Annotated in this window: 17 protein-coding genes; 13 read left to right on the forward strand and 4 right to left on the reverse strand. The window is 64.6% G+C overall.

Going from position 1 to position 23,834, the window contains the following annotated elements; translation table 11 throughout:
• Window position 1: 1 nt before the first annotated feature.
• A complete protein-coding gene (locus tag O6W96_RS04150) occupies window positions 2-1,324 on the reverse strand; it encodes a Gfo/Idh/MocA family protein (protein WP_353468385.1) in 1,323 nt (440 codons plus the stop codon).
• A gap of 13 nt (window positions 1,325-1,337) precedes the next feature.
• Entirely contained in the window at window positions 1,338-2,747 is a 1,410-nt protein-coding gene (locus tag O6W96_RS04155; RefSeq protein WP_353468386.1) for a 3-keto-disaccharide hydrolase, read from the reverse strand.
• Between the two features lie 279 nt (window positions 2,748-3,026).
• Here O6W96_RS04155 and O6W96_RS04160 point away from each other — a divergent pair, with 279 nt between their 5' ends.
• The 11 genes from O6W96_RS04160 to O6W96_RS04210 all read left to right on the forward strand — a co-directional run bounded on the left by O6W96_RS04160 (window position 3,027) and on the right by O6W96_RS04210 (window position 19,180).
• Window positions 3,027-3,773: a FadR/GntR family transcriptional regulator gene (locus tag O6W96_RS04160; RefSeq protein ID WP_353468387.1), complete on the forward strand. Its 747-nt coding sequence runs from the start codon at window positions 3,027-3,029 to the stop codon at window positions 3,771-3,773.
• Between the two features lie 238 nt (window positions 3,774-4,011).
• Complete coding sequence (locus O6W96_RS04165; RefSeq protein WP_353468388.1) at window positions 4,012-7,047, forward strand: TonB-dependent receptor; 3,036 nt, start codon at window positions 4,012-4,014, stop codon at window positions 7,045-7,047.
• 245 nt (window positions 7,048-7,292) lie between these two features.
• Window positions 7,293-8,459, forward strand: coding sequence for a mannonate dehydratase (uxuA, locus tag O6W96_RS04170; RefSeq protein WP_353468389.1), 1,167 nt, complete (start codon window positions 7,293-7,295; stop codon window positions 8,457-8,459).
• Window positions 8,456-9,868, forward strand: a complete 1,413-nt coding sequence (gene uxaC / locus O6W96_RS04175; protein WP_353468390.1) for a glucuronate isomerase — start codon at window positions 8,456-8,458, stop codon at window positions 9,866-9,868. Before uxuA ends, uxaC begins: the two co-directional genes overlap by 4 nt.
• An 89-nt stretch (window positions 9,869-9,957) precedes the next feature.
• The gene (locus tag O6W96_RS04180; protein WP_353468391.1) at window positions 9,958-11,250 is read left to right on the forward strand and encodes an MFS transporter; all 1,293 of its coding nucleotides are present in this window, start codon (window positions 9,958-9,960) and stop codon (window positions 11,248-11,250) included.
• A 73-nt stretch (window positions 11,251-11,323) separates the two neighbouring features.
• Window positions 11,324-11,818, forward strand: a complete 495-nt coding sequence (locus O6W96_RS04185; RefSeq protein WP_353468392.1) for a VOC family protein — start codon at window positions 11,324-11,326, stop codon at window positions 11,816-11,818.
• A gap of 535 nt (window positions 11,819-12,353) precedes the next feature.
• Window positions 12,354-12,653 carry a hypothetical protein gene (locus O6W96_RS04190; protein ID WP_353468393.1) on the forward strand — a complete coding sequence of 100 codons (300 nt, stop codon included), beginning with the start codon at window positions 12,354-12,356 and terminating at the stop codon, window positions 12,651-12,653.
• Between the two features lie 55 nt (window positions 12,654-12,708).
• Entirely contained in the window at window positions 12,709-13,971 is a 1,263-nt protein-coding gene (locus tag O6W96_RS04195; protein WP_353468394.1) for a TolC family protein, read from the forward strand.
• Window positions 13,968-15,122, forward strand: coding sequence for an efflux RND transporter periplasmic adaptor subunit (locus O6W96_RS04200; RefSeq protein ID WP_353468395.1), 1,155 nt, complete (start codon window positions 13,968-13,970; stop codon window positions 15,120-15,122). Before O6W96_RS04195 ends, O6W96_RS04200 begins: the two co-directional genes overlap by 4 nt.
• 3 nt (window positions 15,123-15,125) lie before the next feature.
• Window positions 15,126-18,347, forward strand: a complete 3,222-nt coding sequence (locus O6W96_RS04205) for an efflux RND transporter permease subunit (RefSeq protein ID WP_353468396.1) — start codon at window positions 15,126-15,128, stop codon at window positions 18,345-18,347.
• A gap of 197 nt (window positions 18,348-18,544) precedes the next feature.
• Window positions 18,545-19,180: a glutathione S-transferase family protein gene (locus O6W96_RS04210; RefSeq protein WP_353468397.1), complete on the forward strand. Its 636-nt coding sequence runs from the start codon at window positions 18,545-18,547 to the stop codon at window positions 19,178-19,180.
• A gap of 179 nt (window positions 19,181-19,359) precedes the next feature.
• On the opposite strand, the gene O6W96_RS04215 is transcribed toward O6W96_RS04210, so the two are convergent.
• Entirely contained in the window at window positions 19,360-19,806 is a 447-nt protein-coding gene (locus O6W96_RS04215; RefSeq protein ID WP_353468518.1) for a hypothetical protein, read from the reverse strand.
• On the opposite strand from O6W96_RS04215, the gene O6W96_RS04220 reads away from it, so the two are divergent.
• Entirely contained in the window at window positions 19,735-20,019 is a 285-nt protein-coding gene (locus O6W96_RS04220; protein ID WP_353468398.1) for an HAD family hydrolase, read from the forward strand. The two genes, O6W96_RS04215 and O6W96_RS04220, sit on opposite strands and share 72 nt — an antisense overlap.
• 142 nt (window positions 20,020-20,161) lie before the next feature.
• Complete coding sequence (locus O6W96_RS04225; RefSeq protein ID WP_353468399.1) at window positions 20,162-20,563, forward strand: hypothetical protein; 402 nt, start codon at window positions 20,162-20,164, stop codon at window positions 20,561-20,563.
• A gap of 86 nt (window positions 20,564-20,649) precedes the next feature.
• Here O6W96_RS04225 and O6W96_RS04230 read toward each other — a convergent pair whose 3' ends face one another.
• Entirely contained in the window at window positions 20,650-23,559 is a 2,910-nt protein-coding gene (locus O6W96_RS04230) for a TonB-dependent receptor domain-containing protein (protein WP_353468400.1), read from the reverse strand.
• Window positions 23,560-23,834: the final 275 nt, after the last annotated feature.

Consider the following 23,834-nt stretch of genomic DNA (forward strand, 5'->3'; position numbering starts at 1 on the left):
GTCAGGCCTTGACCTCCCAGCCCGGTTGATACGCGACCGACCACAGCTTCATCGCCTCGGCGCTGCTCGGCTTGCCGGTCGTCGTATCGACGGTCAGCACGCTGTCGGTGCGATAGGCCATGTTGCCCAGATGGCAGAGCGTTGTGCTGATATGCCCCTCGGCGATCGGTGAATTGAGCGCGGACGCGCGGCCACGGATCACGTCGACGAAATTGCCGGCGTGATAGACGTCGAGGATACCTTCGCCGACCGTGCCGGTCGTCTCCGATGTCGCCTTGGCCATCACCTGCCGGATCGACTTGCCTGCGAGATCGTACAGCTCGAAGCCGTTGCGATCGACCACTGCCGACCCCTTGCTGCCGAGCAGCAGGACGCCGCGTCCGCGCCCATAGGTCAGCATCGCGTTGCAGCTCTGGCCGTTCCAGCGGATCACCCGGTCGTTGTCGTAGTTCAGGTCCAGCGCGAGCGAATCGTACATCTCCCAGTCGTCGCCGGCGTGGAAGCGCTTTGCCCCCTGCGCGGAAACGGTCTTCGGATAGGTCAGCCCCATCAGCCAGCGCGCGACGTCGAGTTCGTGCATCGCGTTGTTGCAGAGTTCGCCGGTCCCGTATTGCCAGAACCAGTGCCAGTTATAGGGGACCAGGTTCGACCGGTACGGCGCGCGCGGCCGGGGCCCCTGCCACATGTCCCAGTTGAGATTGGCGGGCGGCGTCGTCACCTGCCCCTTGCCGATCGTCTTGCGATTGTTCGCGTACCAGGTCTGCGCCTCGTAGACGTCGCCCAGCTCGCCGGCCTGGACAAGCGCGAGCAGCTGCCGCGTCTCAGGGCTCGATCGCTGCTGGTTGCCGACCTGCAAGACGCGCCCGGTGCTTTTCTGCGCGGCGATCATCGCCTCGCCCTCGGCGGGCGCGATGCCGATAGGCTTTTCGCAATAGACGTGATGCCCCGATTTCATCCCGTCGACCGCGAGCTTGGCGTGCCAATGGTCCGGCGTCGCGATCGTGATGACGTCCAGCGCCTTGTTGTCGAACAGGCGGCGGTAATCGCCTTCGGTCTTCGGCGCCGGATTCCCGCGCGACGCAAACTCACCCGCGCGCTTGGCCAGCACGGTCGAGTCGACGTCGCAGAAATGCGTGATCTCGACGTTCGGCACCTTGGTAAACGCGCCCATATGCGCCTGCCCGCGCCCGTTCACGCCGACTATCCCGACGCTGAGCCGGTCGTTCGCGCCCTTGATCCGCGCATAGCTGCGCGCGCTCATCGCCATGCCGAGCCCCAGCCCTACCGTGGCGCTCGCACCCTTGATCATCGTCCGACGGTCCATCGATCCATCCCCCTCAGAGTTCGCGCAGCTTGATCGACCGGAATTCGACCCGGTCGCCGTGATCCTGCAGCAGGATCGGTCCCTGCTTGCCTTCGCCGAAGCCGGGCACGCCGGCGTATTTGCTCTGCGCCACCAGCGCACGGAACGCCGGGGAGCCGCGGTCATACTCGACCATCTTGAAGCCGTTCAGCCAATGCTCGACATGCGTGCCCCGCACGACGATCACCGCGCGGTTCCACGCGCCCGGCGGATTGATCCGCTTGCCCGGGCTATCGGGATCGGAGAGGTTCTTCGCGGCGATCAGGTCGTAGAGCGACCCGAGCGTCCGGTTGCCATCGCGTCCCATCTTCGCGTCGGGATGCCGCTCATCGTCGAGCAACTGGTATTCGAGCCCGATCGACTCGCCCTTTTTGAGCAGGCCAGCATCGACGAAATACTTGATCCCGCTATTGGCGCCGGGCGTCAGCTTGAAATCGATCGACAGTTCGAAATCGCGGTAGTCGCGGGTCGTCGCGATATCGCCGCCACCACCCTCGACGCGTAACGCACCGTCGGCCATCGACCAGCCCGATGCCGGAAATTTCTGGCCCTTGACGCTACGCCAGCCGGCGCCGGTCTTGCCGTCCCACAGCAGCTTCCAACCGGCGCGCTGCTCACCCGCGGACAGTCGATTGGTGAGCCACCCCTGCTCCGGGAGAGCCGTCGCGGGCATCGCGAACCGAGCCGGCGAATCCGTGATCATCCGGACGTTGCGGAACCGCACTTCAGGATGCCGAGCAGCCTCTGCATCGGGGATTGCATGGACCTGAAAGGCTATGAAGCCGCGTGCGTCGAGGTCGTCGACCACATCGGCGGCAGGCACGCCGTTGATCCACGTCCGGAGCCGGGTGCCGATCGCCTCGACACGGTAGTGGTTCCAGTCGCCCGAGCGGAAGGTCTGGCGCGCGGCCTCGTTACGCCCCAGCGTATAGAGCCATTGCCGCCGCTGCTCGTCGTACAGCCCGGCGCTCCAGCGGCGCGACGACGGATCGATCTCCGCCTGATACCCGTACACCACGCCGTCACGATAGTCGGGTCGGCTCTGACCGCGGATCATCATGCCCGAATTGAGCGCTGGATCGGTCTTCGCATCGAATTCGATGATGAAGTCGCCATACTGCGCTTCGGATACCAGCCAGCTATTGGTCTTGCCCGGCTCGGCGCGTCCGATCACTTCGCCATTCTCGAACGCGTAGCTCGCCTTGCCGCCGGTCGCACGCCAGCCGGCCAACCCTTCGCGCGGAGTAACATCACGCCACGGCGCCTTTACCTGATGAGCGGGGGCCCGATGGGTGGAGGATTGCTGCGTCGGTGCAGCATTGACCGATGACTGTGCCATCAACGGCACGGCCGCCAAGGTCAGAATTGCGAGCGCTCGAGCCATTCGCCTCCCCTTTTCTCTTTTCTGCGAGCGCGGGTCGGGCAACCCTATCCGGACGGGTCCGGTCGTCTCGCATCATTTACCGCCGACATGTCGCTGTCGTACGGACTCTCCTGAGCCACGTCTTAAATTGTGGTCGGGCCACATGCAACAGGATTGTAAGGCATTTTAATCAGGCCATCGCACGCTTTTGCGCTGCACTGGGCTTGACGATGCTTTACGCAACGCGATGTACAAGGCGACGCCAACGCTCGGGCGGGCGCGCATCGAACGAGGAATGCAATGCTAGGTACTGAAGGCGGCGGTAAGCTCTATCGCAAGATCGTGCAGGCGATCATCGCGGACATCGCGGCCGGCGTATACCAGGTCGGCGCGCGCCTGCCCGCCGAACGCGACCTGACCGAGCGGTTCCAGGTCAGCCGCCCGACCATCCGGGAGGCGATGATCGCGCTCGAGATGAAGGGCATGGTCGAGGCTCGCAAGGGATCGGGCGTGTTCGTGCTCGCCTCCTCTTCGAACGACTCGGAAAAAGAGCTCGACATCGGTGCGTTCGAGATCACCGAAGCGCGCCGCATGCTCGAAGGCGAGGTTGCCGCCGTCGCCGCGACAGAGATAACCGAGCAGCAGCTGGTCGAACTGCGCGGTCTGCTGGGGCAGATGGATCAGGACGACACCCTGGCGGCGGAGGACGCGGATCGTCGCTTTCACATCGCGATCGCGGAGGCGACGGGGAATGCCGTCATCATCTCCGCCGTCACCGACTTCTGGGACATGCGGTTCCGCTCACCGCTGGCGCGCGAAGTGCTGGCGAAGGCGGGAAGCCTCGGCACCGAGAACCGCATGATCGAACATGGCCGGATCCTGAGTGCGCTGGAGGCCCGCTCGCCGATCGACGCACGCAACGCGATGCGCGATCATCTTGCACGTGTCATCGATCATCTGCTCGACGTTACCGAGACCGAAGCGGTCGAGCGCGCGCGGGCTGCTACCGACCAGCGCCGCCGCGCCCTCGCCCGGCGCTCCGTCTGACCTGACGACAACCGCGCCACCACCAAAAGCCGTCTGCCACCGGTGTATTTAGCCTATCACAGCACGATAGCAGTAGCGCTCGGACATACTGGCCAAACAATCTGCCTGACCAAATGATTCAGCATTGTCATATCAAAATTGCGATGATACCTGACGAACTACGCCGACCTTAGAAACTAGGGCGGCACAATGTCGGGAAGCGTCAACTCAGCGCGCCCGGCCCATCGGGAGAGGGTCTTTGAGCCGTAAGAGCTTCGATAAGCGGAAACTGCTTATCTCGACGAGCATCGTCAGCCTATTCATCGCCGCGCCTGTCATGGCCCAGCAGACTGCTGGCAGCCAGATGCCGCAGCCTGCGGACAGTCAGACGAGCCCGCCCGATCCCGCTACCTCGTCCCAGGCCGCACCGGATGCCGAAAACGCAGATATCGTCGTCACCGGGTTTCGTGCGGCGTTAAACAACGCGCTGAACCAGAAGCGCAACGAAACCGCCGCGATCGACAGCATCGTCGCGGAGGATATCGGCAAGTTCCCCGATTCCAACCTTGCGGAATCGATGCAGCGTATTCCCGGCGTAGCGCTCTCGCGCGGCGATGGCGGCGAGGGTCGGAACATCTCGGTCCGCGGCCTAGGCTCGCAATTCACGCGTGTCCGCATCAACGGCATGGAAGGCGTGTCGCAGGTCAGCGGCAGCGACATCCGCGGCGGCGTCGCGACCGGTCGCTCGTTCGATTTCGTGACCTTCCCGACCGAGATCTTCTCGGCGCTTTCGGTCCGCAAGACGCTGTCGGCGGACGTCGAGGAAGGCTCGCTGGGCGCGACGGTCGATCTTCGCGCGCCGAAGCCGTTCGACCAGAAAAAGGATTTCGTCCTTACCGGTACCGCGCGCGGTATCTACAACGACATCAGCAAGAAGGCCGATCCGCGCCTGTCCGCGCTCGTCTCCAAGAAGTTCGGCGACACGTTCGGCATCCTCGGCAGCATCGCCTATTCGAAGCGCCATATCGACGAATATGCCTATTCGGCAGTCGATGTCGTGCCGACCACGGTTTACGGCCAGGCGCAGCCTGGCGGCACCGCGAACGCCGGCGTGATCTTCCCGTTCTGCACGCCCGTCGGCTACACGTATCGCGGCGCCGCGACGAACAGCCCGGTCGGCGGCTATACGCAGCCCAACGGCACGCCGATCGGCGCCGACGCCAACAATTGCAGCACCGGCAATCCGCGTACCGGCAACGCCGCGGCCTATGACTATATCATGAGCCGTACCGGGGTGAACGGTCGCCCGGGGGGCGGCGTCTATCTGCCGCGCCTGCCGCGCCCCGTGAAGAGCAGCCAGGATCAGGAACGTCTCGCCGGTACCTTGACGCTGCAATGGAAGCCCAGCGCCAATACCGACATATCGCTCGACGGCCTGTATTCGCGCTTCAAGGTCGACCGGCTCGACCAGATGTTCGACGCACGGTCGTTCGGGCGCGCAATCTCGAACAACGGCCAGCCTCTGACGTCGGTCCGCGAGATCGAGGTCGACGACAACGGGTCGCTGGTCCACGGCCTTTTCGACGGCGTCGACGTGCGATCGGAGATGCAGCAGGAGAAGTTCACGTCGACCTATCGCCAGGTCAATCTGAACTTCGACCAGCGCTTCTCGGACACGGTGCGGGTCTACGGCTTGGCGGGCATCAACCAGTCGCGGCTCGACGTCGACCGCCTGCAGGTGGCGATCGATTCGAACGATACCCGGAACTTCTCAATCGACTTTCGCGACAACCCGAACATTCCGAAGATCGGCTACGGGATCGACACGATCAATCCCGCGCTGTTCCAGTACGGGCCGCCGCTTGCGAACGGCGACCAGCGCGGACAGCTGTCGAACTTCATCCGCCGCAACACGATCACCAGCAAGACGTTCGAACTCAACGGCGAATGGGAGGCGGCGCCGGGCTTCACGCTCCAGGTCGGCGGCCAGTATCGGACGAACAAATACACCGCGCGGGAGCGGCAGCTTGCCACCAACACGCCGCTCGCCCTGCCGGCCGGCGTGACGCTTGCGAGCCTCACCACCGTGACGAAGGGCGTCGGCAGCAACCTGGACGGCTTGTTGCAGGATTTCGTCTCGATAGATCCCGACAAGTTCCGCGATGCGGTCGGTCTCGACAGCTACGTCTATTGCAGCATCGAATGCGCAAAGGGCACGTTTGGCGGCGTCTCCGAGAAATACGGCTCGGGCTATGGGATGGTGAAGTTCAACACCGCCGACTCCCTGCCCTTCGCGCTCCGCGGCGATGCCGGCGTCCGCTACGTCCACACCAGCATGGACACCTATGGTCCGATCACCTCGGCGGCACCCGCCGGGTCGCTCTATCCGTCGCGTTTCGTGATATCGCAAGTCGGGCGCAGCTATGACGACTGGCTGCCATCGGCGAACCTCGCGCTGGACATCACGCCGGATCTGATCGCGCGCGCCTCGGTCGCGCGTGTCATGTCGCGCCCAGCTTACGGCCAGCTGATTCCCGCGGGCTCGGCGAACCTCGTCATCCAGACCGCATCGTTCAGCAATCCCTTCCTCGAACCGATCCGCGCCAATACGTTCGATGCGGCGCTCGAATGGTATTTCGCCAAGGGCTCGCTGATTTCGGTCGCCTATTTCTACAAGAATATCGAAAGCTACATCCAGACGACGAGCCAGGCGGTTGCGTTCCAGGACATCGGGCTACCGCTGACGCTGCTCAACGGTACGCAGCTTCGCCCGACCGACGTGTTCACGGTCCAGCGTAGCAACAATACCGAGGGCGGGCCGCTGCGTGGGTTCGAGGTGAACGTCCAGCTGCCTTTCACCTTCCTGCCCGGCGTGCTGCGCAACTTCGGCGCACTCGGCAACTTCACGCGCGTCCGCTCGAACATCAACTACGTCATATCGCCGACGCTTTCCCGCACGGCGCCGCTGGTCGGTCTGTCGCCGGAAACGGCAAGCGGGACGCTCTATTACGAGGACGACAAGTTCAGCATTCGCTCGACGGTGAACTACCGCGCGGCGTTCCTGACGGCGGTTCCGAGCGGCTCGGTCGACGCAGATTCGACATCGAACGCCAGTTCGATCTTCGTCGACGCATCGGCCTCGTACAATCTCAACGAGCATATCAAGCTGATTGCCGAAGTATCGAACGTCACCAACGAGACCAATCGCCTAACCGTCGACACGGTTCGGAAGGATCCGCTCTACACCTCCTATTTCGGTCGCACCTACGCGTTGGCGGTCAATTTCCAGTTCTGAATGTCTTCTTCCCCCGTCGACATCGGCGCTCCCCATTGCCGATGTCGACCAAACTAAGGGTGCGCCGCGCTATCGTGGCGCATCCATTTTTTAGTCGAGCGCGAGCCATCATCTCCCAGTCCCCGTCCTACAAAATGGCCTGACCACTTGATTGCATCTGACCTAATAGATTTGCGATCGCTAAACAGTCATGAAACGCAGCGAGGCCAAAGGTCCGCGCAATCGAGAGAGGATTCTAGGTGCCAATGATCGAGACGATGCGCTGGTTCGGGCCCTCCGACCCGGTAACGTTGCGCGATATTCGCCAAGCCGGTGCAACCGGCATCGTCACGGCGCTGCACGAGATCGCGAACGGCGACGTCTGGCCGCACGACGCGATCGCCGCGCGCCTAGCCGAGATCGAGGCGGCCGGGCTCGTCTGGTCGGTGGTCGAGAGCCTGCCGGTGCACGAAGCGATCAAGACGCGCGGTGCCGACCGGGACATGCTGATCGACAATTATCGACAGAGCCTGACCAACCTCGCCGCATGCGGTATCCGCACGGTCACCTATAACTTCATGCCGGTCATCGACTGGACCCGCACCGACCTAGCCTGGACGATGCCAGACGGCGCGCGGGCGCTTCGCTTCGAACTCGAAGCGGCTGCGGTCTTCGATATCCATATTTTGCGACGCTCGGGCGCCGAACAGGACTATTCCCCGGCGCTGGTCGAAAGCGCCGGCCGCCGGTTCGCTGCCATGGATACGGACGCGCGCCGCCTGCTCGAGAAAACCATCATCGCAGGGCTCCCCGGCAGCGAGGAGACGTTTACCGCCGATCGCTTCCGCGACGCCTTGGCGCAGTATGACGCTATCGATGCCGAGGGACTTCGCGCCAATCACATCGCGTTCCTTCAGGCGGTCTGCCCGCTGGCCGACGCACTCGACATGCGGCTGGTGGTGCATCCCGACGACCCACCGTTCGCATTGTTCGGCCTGCCCCGCGTGGTCAGCACCGAGGCCGACGTCACGACGCTGTTCGCAAAAGTGCCCAACCCCTCCAACGGGTTGTGCTTCTGCGCCGGCTCGTTCGGCGCCCGTGCCGACAACGACCTGCCTGGGATGATCGAGCGGCTGGGCGACCGGATCGGCTTTCTTCATCTGCGATCGGTCCAGCGCGAGCCGAATGGCGCCTTCCACGAGGCCGCGCATCTTGCCGGTGATGCCGACATGGTCGCGCTGGTCGCTGCCATTCATGCCTTGCAGATGCGCGAGGGCCGCTCGATCCCGATGCGTCCCGATCATGGCCATCAGATGCTCGACGACCTCTCTAAACAAACGCTGCCCGGCTATTCGCTGCTCGGCAGGATGCGTGGCCTTGCCGAACTGCGCGGTCTCGAGCGCGGGATCGCTTATATGACGGCAAAAGCGTGAGCCGCCCGCTTCGCCTCTCACCCGATCGACTATTCTCCAGCGATCCGGACCAGCGGTCGATCGCGCGTGCGCTGTATGCCGAGATCGCCACGCTGCCGATCGTCTCGCCGCACGGGCATACCGATCCGCGCTGGTTCGCGACCAACGAACCGTGGCGCGACGCGACCAGCCTGTTGCTGGCGCCCGACCATTATCTGTTCCGGATGCTCTACAGTCAGGGCATCGCGCTCGGTCGTCTCGGCGTACCGTCGCGGGAGGGCGTGCCCGATACCGAGCCGCGCGAAGCCTGGCGCGCGCTCGCCAGCCATTACCATCTGTTCCGCGGGACACCGTCGCAGGCGTGGCTCGATCACGTCTTTGCCGAGGTGCTCGGGTTCGAGGTGGCGCTGGATGCCTCGACGAGCGACCTGTATTTCGACGGCATCGCCGAGCGGCTCGCGACCGATGCGTTTCGCCCGCGTGCGCTGTTCGAGCGGTTCGGGATCGAATTCCTCGCGACCACCGAGGGCGCCGACGACCCGCTCGACGCGCATCGTGCGATCCGCGACTCCGGCTGGGCGGGCCGCGTCGTGACGACCTATCGTCCCGACGGCGTCATCGACGTCGAGCACGAGGCGTTCCGGCCGACGATGGAGCGGTTCGCCGCGTTGACCGGGGAGGATGTCTGGACCTGGCCCGGCTATCTCGCCGCGCACCGCAAGCGCCGCGCCGACTTCCGCGCCGCGGGGGCGACCGCGACCGATCACGGCCACCCGACCGCGCAGACCGCAAACCTCGATCCGGGCGCCGCCGCGGCGTTGTTCGCCCGCGTGATCGGTCCCGACCCGACACCGGCCGATGCCGAGCTGTTCCGTGCGCAGATGCTGACCGAGATGGCGCGCATGTCGATCGAGGACGGGATGGTCATGCAGATCCATCCCGGCAGCGTGCGCAATCACAACGCCCGTCTGTTCGCCAGCCACGGACGCGACCGCGGCGCCGACATCCCCGCGCGCGCCGATTTCGTGAACGGCCTGCGCCCGATGCTCGACGAGGTCGGCAACGATCCGTGCCTGACGATCATCCTCTTCACGCTCGACGAGTCGACCTATGCGCGCGAACTGGCGCCACTCGCCGGCCACTATTCCTGCCTGCGTCTCGGCCCCGCCTGGTGGTTTCATGATTCCCCCGAAGGCATGCGCCGCTTCCGCGAAATGACGACCGAGACCGCCGGCTTCTACAATACGGTCGGGTTCAACGACGACACGCGCGCGTTCCTGTCGATCCCCGCGCGCCACGACGTCGCACGTCGCGTCGATTGCGCATTTCTCGCGCGCCTCGTCGCCGAGCACCGGTTGGCGGATTGGGAAGCGGCCGACCTCGCGCATGAGCTGACCGTCGGGCTCGCGCGCCGAGCTTACCGCGTGTGAGACCGTCCGCCGCAACGCGCGATACTAACCGAAAACTGGCGGCATTCGACAGACGATAAAAGCGGACAAACCGCCAAGGGAGAGCGAGCGTGGACGGTTCAACACAGGCTACGGATCCCCGCTCGCAAAAGGCCGGCGGCAATGTCCGCTGGGTCATCTGCGCGCTGCTGTTCTTCGCGACGACCATCAATTACATCGATCGTCAGGTCATCGGTATCCTCAAGCCCACGCTGCAGGGCGAACTGGGCTGGTCCGAAGTCGACTACGGCATGATCGTGTTCTGGTTCCAGGCGGCCTATGCGATCGGCCTGCTCGCCTGCGGGCCGATCATCGACAAGATCGGGTCGAAGATGGGCTATGCCGCGGCGATCACGGTATGGAGCCTCGCCGCGCTGTTCCATGCCTTCGTCCGCAGCCCCGGAGGTTTCTCGGTCGCCCGCTTCGCATTAGGGCTCGGCGAGTCCGCGAACTTCCCCGCCGCGATCAAGTCGGTCGCCGAATGGTTTCCGAAGAAGGAACGCGCGCTCGCTGCGGGCATCCTGAACGCCGGCGCCAATGTCGGCGCGATCGCCACGCCGATCGTCGTACCGATCATCACGCTCGCTTATGGCTGGCGCGCGGCGTTCATCGTGACGGGGATGCTAGGGTTCGTCTGGCTCGCGGCGTGGCTGATCTTCTACCGAGCACCCGAACATCACCCCCGGGTCTCGGCGCAGGAGCTTGCCTATATCCGCGCCGATCAGGACAATGACGCGGGCACCGCGCCGATCCCGTGGCGCCGCCTGTTCCGCTATCGCGGGACCTGGGCCTTCGTCGTCGCGAAATTCCTGACCGATCCGGTCTGGTACCTCTTCCTGTTCTGGCTGCCGGATTTCTTCGCCAAGCGCCACGGCCTCGACCTCAAGACCTTCGGACCGCCGCTGATCGCGGTCTACCTGCTCGCGGACGTCGGCAGCATTGGCGGCGGCTGGTTGTCGTCGGCGCTGATCAAGCGCGGGTACAGCGTCAACGCCGGCCGCAAGCTCGCGCTGCTCGCCTCTGCGATACTAGTACTGCCGATCATGCTCGCCAGCACCGTCTCCAGCCTGTTCGCCGCTGTCGCGATCATCGGCGTCGCTGCCGCCGCGCACCAGGGCTGGTCGTCGAACCTGTACACGATGGTTTCCGATACGTTTCCCAAGAGTTCGGTCGCGTCCGTCATGGGGATCGGCGGCGCCGCAGGGGCGGTCGGCGGGATGATCATGGCGCGCTATGTCGGGCACGTGCTCGAAACCGTCGGCAGCTACGTCCCGGTGTTCATCTGGGCCGGCATCGCCTATTTCGTCGCGCTCGCCATCGTCCACCTTCTGCTGCCAAACCTGGAAGACGCGAAGCCAGGCTGACGTCGTGCAGCACCGTTGACGCGCCCCGGACATCAGATCGTACCACTCCTACTTGTTTCGAGGATCACCGCCCATGATCGTTCAGTCCGTTCTGCTCATACTGGCGGCACCGCAGGTGGCGGTAGCACCTCCTGCGAAAGCCGAGCACGTCGCGATCCAGGCGGCGGACATCGATCGCAGCGCAGCCTTCTACCACGAGGCGTTCGGTTTGCGGATCATCCCGACGCCGCTCAAGAACCGCCGCTGGCTCGACCTCGGCAACGGTCTGGCGCTCCACATCCTCGACGGCCGCACCGCGCCGAAGCCGTCGAACCGGAACGAGCATCTGGCGCTGCACGTCGACGATCTCGCCACCGTCACTCGCTGGTTGGACCGACACGGTCTCGTCTGGACCGACCTTGCGGGCAAGCCGCACACGATGCAGATCCGGTTCGACGGCGTCCGCCAGATCTATGCGCAGGATCCCGATGGCTATTGGCTGGAAATCGGGGATTCCCGGGGTTCTCGACCCGCTGAGTTGAACGCTGATCCGACCTCCGGCTCGCTCCCTCCACGATCCGGAAAATAGAACAAGACAGTTGCAATTTGCGCGCGACATCGCCCGGAGTCATGTTGGCAAGCACACCCGCATCGACACGGAGATGACGTGATGAAAGTTGCGCTCTACGCTCGCTATTCGCCGACACGCACCATCCCGTTCACCGATATGCTACCCAATATTGATCCCCCAACGCCGATCTCGTTTTGGTGATCAGCAAGGCGGCAGGCGTGAAAAGACGGTATGAAGTCGGATTGGCGTTGCGCAATCCGTCGGCGAATTTCAGCCACCCCCCGAGTCCGGCAAAAGGGCACACTGGTATCGTCAGCGAGCTTGAGAGACCAACGCCGATCATCGCGTTGGGCGCTGACCACGGCCCTGTAGCTACCTAGGCGCTACGACGAACCTGCATACCGTGAAGATCCCCTCCGCTACTCCCGAACTCTACTTGTCCATCACGAAATTGGCGATGATCCGGTTGTTCCGCGTGGTCCGGTTACAGCGATGCTTATATCTGCTAACTGCCCGATCGATGCGTAGGCTCTTGCCCTTCCTTGCCTGTCTGATGCTCATACTGACCGCCTGGGTCGGGGTGGCGCATGCGGCTGAAGTCGGCGGGTGCATCGAGACCAGCCAGTACGAAACCGCGTCGCACGTCGATGGCGACGGCGATCAGGTCGCGGCCGACGCCGACAAGGGCTATCCGCATCATCATGGCAGCTGCCATGCGCACCACATGAGCGCGCCGGATGCCGACACGCTTGCCGGTACGGCCGGTCCGGCCGGCTCGATGCTCGCGCCCGTTGCGGGCGCGACGCTCGTCGGCCGCGATGCCGATGCCGCCCTGAGACCGCCGCAGACCTGACACGTCGATCGGGTGCGCCGTGCGCGCCCGCCTCCCCGTCGTCAGGAGCATTCCAATGCATCGCATCATCGCGGCCGTCATCGCCGCAGGGGTCTGCGCATCGTCGCTGCAGGCCCAGACCCGTCCGCCGACCTTGGCGGAACCGGTCCTCACGCTCGCCAAGGCGCTGGCCCGCGCCGGCGCATCCTCGGCCTTCCAGGATGCGACATCCGCCGGGGTCCGCGCCGCCGAGGCGCAGCGCCGCGTCGCCGCGTTGCGTCCGAATCCGTCGATCATCGCCGAGGCCGAGAACGTCGCCGGAACCGGCATCTATCAGGGACTGCGCTCGTCCGAGACGACCGTTGGCCTCGCCCTGCCGCTCGAACGCGGGGGCAAGCGCGGCGCCCGGATCGCGCTCGCCGACGCGCAGATCGGCCGCGCCGGCCTCCAGGCCGACATCGCGCGCGCCGACCTGCGCCTGCGCGTCACGCAGACCTATATCGTTGCCGTCGCCGCGCAGCACCGCATCGGGGTCGCCCGCGATCAGCTGGGCATCGCCACCGAGGTCCTGCGTGCCGCCAGCGTGCGAGTGCGGGCCGGTCGGGCGTCGCCGCTTGAGGAACAGCGCGCCGACGTTGCGCGCGTAGCCGCCGATGGCGCCGTGGAGCGTGCGGAGCGTTCGGCCGCGGTCGCATCGGCGAACCTCGCCCGGCTTCTCGGCATACCCGTCGGAATGCTCGACGAGGCATGGTTCCAGCGCGTCGATGCGATCCGCGAGGCGCCTGCTCCCGGCACCGCGAGCACGCTGACCGCCGCCGCCGCCCGCGCCGATCTGGATACCGCCACGGCGCAGGTCCGTCTCGCGCGGAGCCAGCGCGTGCCGGACCTCACGCTCAGTGCCAGCGCGCGCAGGCTCGAACAGACCAACGACGTAGCCGCGGTCTTCGGCGTTTCGATCCCGCTCGCCGTCTTCAACGGCGGCCGTTCTTCCGTCGCCGTCGCGGACGCCCAGCGCGACCAATCGGCGGCGCTGCGCCGCGTGGCGCTGCTTGACGCCGAACAGGGCATCGCCGACGCGCAGGCCGATGCGGCGAACGCCGCCACGACGGCGCGCAATGCCGCCGGCCCTGCCCTCGCAGCCGCACAGGAAGCTGCCCGGATCGCACGCATCGGCTACCGCGAAGGCAAGTTCGGCCAGCTCGATCTGCTCGACGCCGAACGGACGCTTCTCGAAACCCGGACGGCGGCGATCGACGCGCTGGCCGCCTATCATGACGCACAGGCGCGTCTCGAGCGGCTCACCGCCGCCGCACCTTCGCCCAAGGACACCGACCGATGAACAGCCGCATCATACGGGCGATCGCGCCCGTCGCCATCGTCCTGGCTGTCGCCGGCTGCGGACGCTCGCCCGAACAGATAACCAATGCCAGCGCCGAAGCAGGTGCCGAAAAAGACGATAGTGCGGGCGATCCTGCCGTCGCCACTCTGTCGGGACAGCAGATCGCGGACGCCGGCATTGAGGTGACCCGCCCGACCGTGGGTGGCGTGGCTGGCGCGATCGAGCTTCCGGCGACGATCGAAGGCGACCCGCAGGGTGTGCAGGTCGTGTCTGCCCCGATCGGCGGCAGGCTGGTTTCGCTCACCAGAAATTTCGGTCAGTCGATCGGCCGCGGCGAGACGCTGGCGATCATCGAAAGCCGCGAGGCGGCATCGCTGAATGCCGAGGTGGAGGCTGCGGCTGCACGGTCCGCGCTCGCCCAGTCGAACCTCCGTCGCGAACAGCGGCTCTTCGCCGAGCGCGTGTCGCCCGAGCAGGACCTTATCGCTGCTCGAACGTCCGCGATCGAGGCCAGCATTGCGCTGCGTCTCGCTCGGCAGCAGGTGTCGGCCACCGGCGGCGGCGGCGGTGCGCTCAATCGCATCGCAGTGCGCTCGCCCATTGCCGGTCAGGTGATCGCCCGCTCCGCTACGTTGGGTCAGCAGATCGCCGCCGATGCCGAGCTTTTCCGCGTCGCCAACCTCGCCAAGGTATCGGTGACGATGTCGCTCGTGCCCGCCGACGCCGGACGCGTAAAGCCTGGCGCACGCGTCGAGGTGACCTCCGCCGGTCGCCGTCAGGACGGACGCGTCACCTTCGTCTCGCCGATCCTCGACGAGACGACGCGCCTGGTTCCCGTCATCGCCGCGATCGACAATGCGGGCGGCACGTGGCGTGTCGGCGAGAATGTCGGCGTCTCGGTCCTGCTACCGGCCAGCGGTGACCGCAGCGTCGCGGTGCCTTCGGCCGCCGTGCAGATGATCGGCGACAAGCCACACGTGTTCGTCCGCACCGCGACCGGCTTTCGGGCGACGCCGGTAACGCTCGGCCGCACCAATGGCGGTGCGGTCACCGTGACCGCCGGCCTGACCGGCGAAGAGCGCATCGCCTCCACCAACTCGTTCACGCTCAAGGCCGAACTCGGCAAAAGCGCTGCGAAGGACGAGGACTAGGCCATGCTTTCCCGCATCGTAACCTTTGCCGTCGAAAAGCGCTGGCTCGTCCTGCTGCTCACGCTCGCGGCGGCACTCGCCGGCGTTTTCGCCATCCAGCGGCTGCCGATCGACGCCGTTCCCGACATCACCAACAACCAGGTCCAGATCAACGTCGTCGCGCCCGCACTCTCTCCCGACCAGATCGAGAAGCAGGTCGCCTTTACCGTCGAGACCGCGCTCGCCGGCATTCCCGGCCTCGAATACAGCCGGTCGCTCAGCCGCAACGGGTTCGCGCAGATCACTGCCGTCTTCGACGAGAAGACCGACATCTATTTCGCACGGGTCCAGGTGGCGGAACGGCTGCGGACCGCCGAGGCCGACCTGCCCGACGGCGTGACGCCCGAGATGGGCCCGATCGCCACCGGCCTGGGCGACATCTTCATGTGGACGGTCGAGTATCGCGAGCTCGACCAGGTGAACCACCGCAACGGCGAGCCCGGCCTCCAGAAGGACGGCAGCTACATCACGCCCGAGGGCGACCACCTCGTCAGCGAACCCGACAAGGCGACCTACCTGCGCACCGTGCAGGACTGGATCGTCACGCCGCAGCTAAAAAGCACGGCAGGGCTCGCCGGCGTCGACAGCCTCGGCGGCTACACCAAGCAATATCTCGTCGTCCCCGACATCCAGCGGATGGCGGCGATGAAGATCACGCTGAACGACCTCGCCAACGCGCTCGAACGCAACAACACGAGCGCAGGTGCGGGGATTGTCGATCGCAACGGCGAGGGTCTTGCCGTCCGCGCCGACGGCCGCGTGCGCAACGCCGACGACCTCGCGCGCACCGTCGTCGCGACGCGCGAAAGCGTGCCGATCCTGCTCAGCCAGATCGCCACGGTCCGCACCGGCCAGGCACTGCGGATGGGGTCCGCATCCGAGAACGGCCACGAAGTCGTCGTCGGCACCGCGGTCATGCGGATCGGCGAGAACAGCCGTACCGTCTCGACGGGCGTGGGCAAGCGGCTGGACGAGATCGGCCGCGCCCTCCCCGTCGATGTCGTGGTGAAGCCGGTTCTTAACCGCACCGAGCTCGTCAATTCGACGATCGCGACGGTCGCCCGCAATCTGGCGGAAGGCGCGGTGCTGGTCATCGTCGTGTTGTTCGTGCTGCTCGGCAATTTCCGCGCAGCGCTGATCGCCGCGCTGGTGATCCCGATCACGATGCTGCTGACGAGCATCGGCATGTTGAAGGCCAGCGTGTCCGCCAACCTGATGAGTCTCGGCGCGCTCGATTTCGGGCTGATCGTCGACGGCGCCGTCATCATCGTCGAGAACGCGCTCCGCCGCCTGGGCGACGCGCAGCATGGCCGCAGCGAACCATTGCCTTTGCGGCAAAGGCTCGACCTGGTCGCCGCATCGGCGCGTGAGATGATCCGACCGTCGGTCTACGGCCAGGCGATCATCATCCTCGTCTACGCGCCGCTGCTGACCTTCACTGGCGTCGAGGGCAAGATGTTCGAACCGATGGCGCTGGCCGTCATCATCGCGCTCGTCTTCGCCTTCATCCTGTCGATGACGTTCGTCCCCGCGGCGATCGCGATCGGGCTGAGCAGGCCGGTCGACGAGACGGAAAGCCGCATCATCGGCTGGCTGCGTCGCCGCTACGAGCCTGGGCTAGGCAAGGCGATGGGCCGCCCGAGCATCACGCTCGGGATCGCGGTCAGCGCGCTCGCGATCGCAGGCCTCGCCTTCACCACGCTCGGGCAGGAGTTCCTGCCGCAGCTCGACGAGGGCAACATCCTCGTCCAGGCGGTCCGCATCCCCGGCACCTCGGTCGACCAGAGCCAAGCGATGCAGTTCCAGGTCGAGAAGGTGCTCGCGCGCCAGCCCGAGGTCCGCTTCGCCTTCTCGCGCACCGGCACCTCCGAAATCGCCAGCGATCCGATGCCATCTAACGCGACCGACACCTTCGTCATCCTAAAGCCCAGGGCCGAATGGCCCGACCCTAGCCTCGCCAAGGCAGCGCTGGTCGAACGGATCGAAAACCGGCTCTCGACGCTGCCCGGCAACGCGTACGAGATCACCCAGCCGATCCAGATGCGCTTCAACGAGCTGATCGCGGGCGTGCGCGGCGACATCGCCGTCAAGGTCTTCGGCGACGACTTCGGCGGCATGAACGCCGCGGCCGACAGCATCGCCGTGATTCTGCGCAAGACTAAGGGCGCCGTCGACGTTCGCGTCGAACAGACGGAGGGCCTGCCGATGCTCGACATCCGTCCGAACCGCATGGCGATGTCGCAAATCGGCGTCACGGCCGGCGACGTGCAGGATACGGTGGCAACGGCGATCGGCGGGCGCGAGGCGGGCCTGATCTTCGAGGGCGACCGCCGCTTCCCGGTCGTGATCCGCCTGTCCGACGCGTCGCGCTCAAACCTGACCCAAGTGGCGCAGGTGCCCGTGCCGACGTCCGCCGGCGGTTTCGTACCGCTATCGACCGTCGCCGATATCGCGGTCGTCGACGGCCCTAACCAGATCAGCCGCGAGAACGGCAAGCGGCGTGTCGTCGTCCAGGCGAACGTCCGCGACCGCGACGTCGCCAGCGTCGTCGCCGACGCGCGCGCCGCGATCGATGCGCAGGTGAAGATGCCGCCCGGCACCTATATCGAATGGGGCGGGCAGTTCGAGAACCTCGCCTCCGCGCGCGATCGGCTGCTTCTGGTCGTGCCGGTCTGCTTCGCGGTCATCATGCTGCTGCTGTACGGCGCGCTCGGCTCGGTCCGCGATGCGGTGATCGTGTTCACCGGCGTGCCGCTCGCGCTGGTCGGCGGCGTGCTCGCGCTCGTGCTGCGCGGCATGCCGTTCTCGGTCTCGGCCGCGGTCGGCTTCATCGCGCTATCGGGGATCGCCGTACTCAACGGTCTGGTCATGGTGTCGTCGATCCACGACCTGATGGCCCAAGGTATGGAGCGCGTCCGGGCGGCACATGACGGTGCCCTCGCACGATTGCGGCCCGTCACGATGACCGCACTCGTCGCCAGCCTCGGCTTCGTGCCGATGGCGCTCGGCCACGGCGCCGGTGCCGAAGTGCAAAAGCCGCTGGCTACCGTCGTCATCGGCGGCTTGATCTCGGCAACGCTCTTAACGCTCTTCGTCCTGCCGACGCTCTACGCAAGGTTCGGCGGATGGAGAGAGTCGGAAAATATGAACTCCGGCGACGCGCTCGATCGGGGACATGCTAGTTAAGCGAAGACCACGACAACCCAAGTCCGTACTTCGCCGACCAACCTCTCTCCTGTAAAAATATGCCGATCGTTCACCGATATCTGCGCCAAAATCGGTAAACCAGATCCTTCGCTATCACCGTAGGTCGCCTTGGGCATCGGTCGACGTTGCCCGAAAGAGGGCATTGCTTTGCACGGGCATGGTGATAATCAATGTTGATGCGACTGTTCATCGTACCATTTGCGCCGAACGTACTCCGCGTTCAGATATTTGCCGCCGAGCAGGGTGTTGTACTTGAGTTCATCGATATATCGACGGACCACACCGCCTACCATACCATAAACCCATTGCGCCAAGTGCCTTCTCTAGAGTTAGATGACAAACGTATCCTCACGGAGTCTCTGACGATTTGCCAATATCTTGATGAGGCTTCAGGAGCGCCGTCTCTTTTCGGCAATAACGCCGACGAGCGCCTTCAGATTGCCATGTGGGAACGCAGAGGAGAGGCCGGCCTGTTTAACCCGGGCGTTGAATACGGCCACCAGGTTCACCCAATGTTCGCTGGACGCATGAAACAGTTTCCCGATTTTGCAGCGACCTTATTACCCAAGGCGGAACAAACACTAACTGTTTTTGCAGACCAACTTGATCATATGCCTTATGTAACAGGCGACCGGCTTACTGTCGCCGACATAACCTCCTTTCTCGGATATGTTTGGTTTGTGGCTTATGGTGGGATGGTGCCGAGCACTCGTTTATCGATACGCAGCTGGAGCGAGCGAATGATCGCGCGCGATAGCATGACCAACCTGCGCCAATTGATGGCGTATTTCAAAATGCCTCCGCTGAACTGAGCATAAGCTCGACGAGCAGCGACCTCAAGATCTGCCGTTCCGTTTTTACCAAGTCCGGTCGTTGCCGATCGCGTCTCATTCACTGCGCGAACGACGAGTTTTGGCAGGCCGTTCGCAGTCTCGCCCGAGCATCCTTTTCGGGAAAGGCCGCAGCGTCAGGCAAGATCCGCTAGCGCCCCTTAGCGGACCTTGCCGATGATCGCTCGGCGTGGTGTGATCACGGCATGCGGCGCAAGGCAATCATGGTCGATGTGGATGGCGTTCTCATCGCGCACCCGGATGAGCGAGGGTGGAGCGCTAATTTGGAGCGCGACCTGGGTATCCCGGTCCCGGCCCTGCAACGGGTTTTCTTTGAACAGCACTGGGATGACGTGGTGCATGGACGCGCCGCACTGCGGGACCGTCTTGCGCCGGCGCTCGCGGGAATATCGCCTTCGGTTTCTTGCGCCGCCTTCATTGACTACTAGTTTAGCAACGACGCGCACATCGATCACCGCTTGCTTGCTGAACTCCAGGCACTGCGTTGCGAAGGCATCGAGGTCCATCTCGCAACAGTGCAGGAACATGAGCGGGCGGCTTATCTGTGGGACCGGCTTGACCTCCGCAGCAAATTCGATGGCCTGCATTACGCCGCTGCGCTGGGTTGTTCCAAACCAGACCGGGCCTTTTACCGATCCGTGGAAGCAGCCGTCGACCTCGAACTAGAGGCGATCTTCTTTATCGACGACAAGGTCCTCAACGTCGCTGGTGCGCGCGATTGTGGGTGGACGGCGGCGTTGTGGACCGGCCAACGCACGCTGCGAGAGCTGATGGATCAGCAGCGTTGGACCGGCAGCTGACAGCCAGAAATTGTCGTTCGCGAACGACTAAGGCTTGTTCTCATATAGTCATGTATGACGAGTTTTGAGAATACGCTGGCGTGCTCACTAACCGATCGAGTCCCGGAAATGGCCGCTTTTTTTATGAAAGCAGACGCGCTTGGTGGCTGAGCCTGACGCGCAGAAGATTGGCTGCGACAATGGCACCGAACGTTACCAGAAGACTTGCGAAAAGAACGTATCGACTGGAGCCGACGGGAAGAAGGCTAGCGCCGTTCACCGCTCGCAGGGTCATGAAGCCGAGCAGGCTCAGGACGAATGTCAAAACCGGCAAGAGGGCGACCTTGACGCACAAGCGATCTGCTTTCGTCATTCCGCCCTCCCAGATATCGTTGCCGCGGTACCATTTGCCATCTGTGTCCGCTACTTCGTGCATCCGTTCTTTGCCGACTTTCCCACAAAAGAACCCGTAGAGCGACGGTCGCGCCGAGAGCCGTCCGGGGCACCCGGTTTCCCGAAACTGTTCCCGATGTTCATTCCCGAAATTGTCAGCGCGAATAGGTAACCGACGCGAGAAGCGGCTCGCTTTTGCGGGCGGAGTTGCCAAGCATGGGGCGTAACCGGGCCGGCGCTTGGCCGGCCCGTTGCGTGTCATAGCCCGACGGTGAGCTTCAGATAGCCGAACTGTCCAGGGACATCGTAGGTCGTCGGATCGAAGTTGTTGAGGCTGCAGGTGATGCAGGCCGGCGGATCGGAATTGAACACATTGTTGACACCGGCGGAGATGCCGAAGCGCTTGCCCATGAACAACGGCGTCAGGCGGAGCTGGACATCGCCGTAGAAGCGGCTGTTTAGCCGGTTGTCGGCCCCGCTTTCGACGACGCCGTCGATGTAGCGGCCAGTGAACGAGGCACCGAGCCAGCCGGACTGCCAGTCGATCGTCGCGTTGCCCTTGTACTTCGGGAACGCCTGGTCGGGGCTGCCCCGTTCGGTGCCCTTGCGGTCTAGGACGACGAAGCCGTTCGACGCCGATAGCACGTACTTCAGCAGCCGCGTCGCGTTGAGCGACACGCCGAAGCTGCCGATGCCCGTCTCGGGCGTACGGAAGTTCGCGGTAAGATCGATGCCGCGGGTGTGAATGCTGTCGAGGTTCTGCAGCGTACCGGTGATCTGGTTGATGAAGCCGTTCGCGGTCCGCACTACCAGTGCGCAGCTTGCCGCATCACCGCGCAACGCGCAGTTGTTGAGCGTCACATTGGGGTCGAATGCGGCGATCGCGTGGCGGACGCGGATGTCGTAGTAATTGGCCTCGACGTTGAACAGGCTCGCGAAGCCGCCGTTGCGGGCCCATTGCGGCGAATAGACGATCCCCGCGGTGATATTACGCGACTTTTCGGGATTGAGATTGCGGTTGCCCTGCGTCAGCACAGGCAGCTGCCCCGGGTCCTCGGCATAGCTGCCATTGGCGGGTACGCCGTCCGCGATGCAGTTGGCGCGGACCGTCGCGTTGGTCTGGAACTGGCCGGTCGATGCGCTCGAGCACGGATCGGTGACTGGAAGATCGAAACGCGACCGGCCGCCGAACAGTTCGCCCAGGCTCGGTGCGCGGAAGCCGGTGGTGTACGACCCGCGGAGCAAGAGGTCGTCGACCGGCTTCCACAGGCCGGTGCCCGTATAGGTCGTGCTGCTGCCGCTCAGCGAATAGTTCGCATGCCGCACCGCGCCATCGACCTCGAGCGAGGCGAAGAACGGAACGTCCTTCAGCAACGGGACGCGGAGTTCGGCATAGACTTCGTCCGAGTTGTAGCGACCACGGGCTGGCTGCGCGGGGATGTCCGCGCCAAGACCAGCGGCAACGATCGGATCGGGCGTGAAGCTCGCGCTCTGGATGCGATGTTCGTAACCGACAGCGACCGCGACCGCGCCACCCGGCAAGTCGAACAGCTCCCCGCTGACGTTCAGCGTATAGTCCCAGAGATGCTGGTCGCTCTTGTCGCGTTCGGTGAAGCCGATGTAGTTCAGCATTGCGGGCGTGATCGAACCGGCCCCGCCGAACAGGTTCAACGGCACGCACCCGCCGGTGCAATTGGCTACCGGCCCGATCGCCAGCGCGACCAGATCGGCCCGCACGTTGCCGGTGAAGCTCTGGTGCGCATCGTTGACGCCCAGCGATGCATTGGCATCCCAGTAGAATTTGCGGGCGCCGACGTTGAACGAACCGTCGAGCGTGGCCGTGCCCGCGAAGGTATCGACCTGCTGGTTGAAGGTCCGCTGCCCCGCCTCGACCAGACGGCGGGCGATGAACGAATAGTTGGCGGTGCGGCCATTGGGGGTGCCGTCCGAATTGACCCCGGACTCCAGCGTCACGCCGTAGGGGTTGAACGGATTGGTCCGGTCGATGCTGAGCGTGTCGAACAGGCTGCCCGCGCCGTTCCCTGCATCGGGGCCGATGAACAACGGTTCGAAGGCGGCCTGGTTCTGCGAATTGCGTCGGTTGTACGAGGTCTTCACGCGCAGGTTGGTGCCGCCGCCAAGCTCCTGTCGGAAGCTCATCCAAGCGCCGTAACGCTCGGACGGCGTAAGCAGGTAATTGAACGGCGCGAAGTTGAACCGGTCCGCGGCAGTGAACGGCCGCAGCTCGGCAAGCGTCGGGGTCGCATCGGGCGGCCCACTGATCGTCTGGTTGCCGAAGCTCGTCAGGAAGCGGCCATTGACCGCGGCGCTGCTGCACCCGCCGACCGGGTCGGTACAGGCGGTCTGCCCCGGGTTGGGGAATTGCGAGATCCGGCGATCGCCCGAGCGCACCGCCTTCTGGGTTACATAGCTCGCGCCGAACACCACGCTGGTGCCGCTGCCCCGGCTCTGGATGCCGTAACTCGCATCGAGGTTGTAGGTATGGCCATCGCCCGCGCGGAACGTGCCGAACTGGCCTGACAGTCGGAGTCCCTCCTGCCGCTGCTTGGTGATGACGTTGACCACGCCCGCGATGGCGTCCGACCCGTACAGCGGCGACGCGCCGGCCTGGAGTACCTCGATCCGGTCGATCATGCTGGCGGGGATGGTGTTAAGATCGACCGTCGAAGGGATGCCGCTGCCGCTCGTGCCGTTGACGTAGCGCAGGCCGTCGACCAGCACGAGCGTCCGCTTGGCGCTCAGGTAGCGCAGGTCGATCTCTGCCGCACCCGCGCCGACGCCACCGCCGTCGGGCGGGTTGCCGAGATTGCCCGAGTTGTTGACTTTGGTGTTGAGCCCGCCCGATGCGCTCGGCAGGCGCTGCAGGACATCAGCGATCGAAGTCAGGCCGGTCCGCTGGATCGCTGCGTCGTCGAGGGTGATAACCGGCGACGTCTGTTCGAGCGGGTCGCGACGGATGCGCGATCCGGTGACCACGATCTCCTCGCCCGGCTCTCCGGGCTGGGTCGCCTGCGTCAACACCGCGCCGGTATCCTGAATGCCACTGCCCTGCCCGTTCGCGTCCTGCGCAAAGGCGGGCGCGCTCGCCAAGGCGATGCTCATCGCCGCAACGGCGATCCCCGAATAAAGAAGCTTGGTCTCGCGCATCATATGTCCCCCTGAACATTTGGCCGCAGATCTGCGGCACGCATCACAACGTGAAACAATCAGTCAATTGGACCACAAACAAGCCGTTCCAGAGTTGCACCCCGGTTATGGGTCTATTTTCGTGTCACACTGTTGCAACACAGCGACAGTTGCCCGTGCGACAGGAGCGGCTATTAAGGCTCCGATACCCTGCGACTGACGTCCGGTAGATCGTATCTCAAGAGAAAGCCCTAGACGGTTCAGTGAAGCTTGCCGATGCCGCTGTGGGGAAGCTA

The organism is Sphingomonas faeni, from assembly GCF_040407495.1.
GTDB lineage: Bacteria > Pseudomonadota > Alphaproteobacteria > Sphingomonadales > Sphingomonadaceae > Sphingomonas > Sphingomonas faeni_D.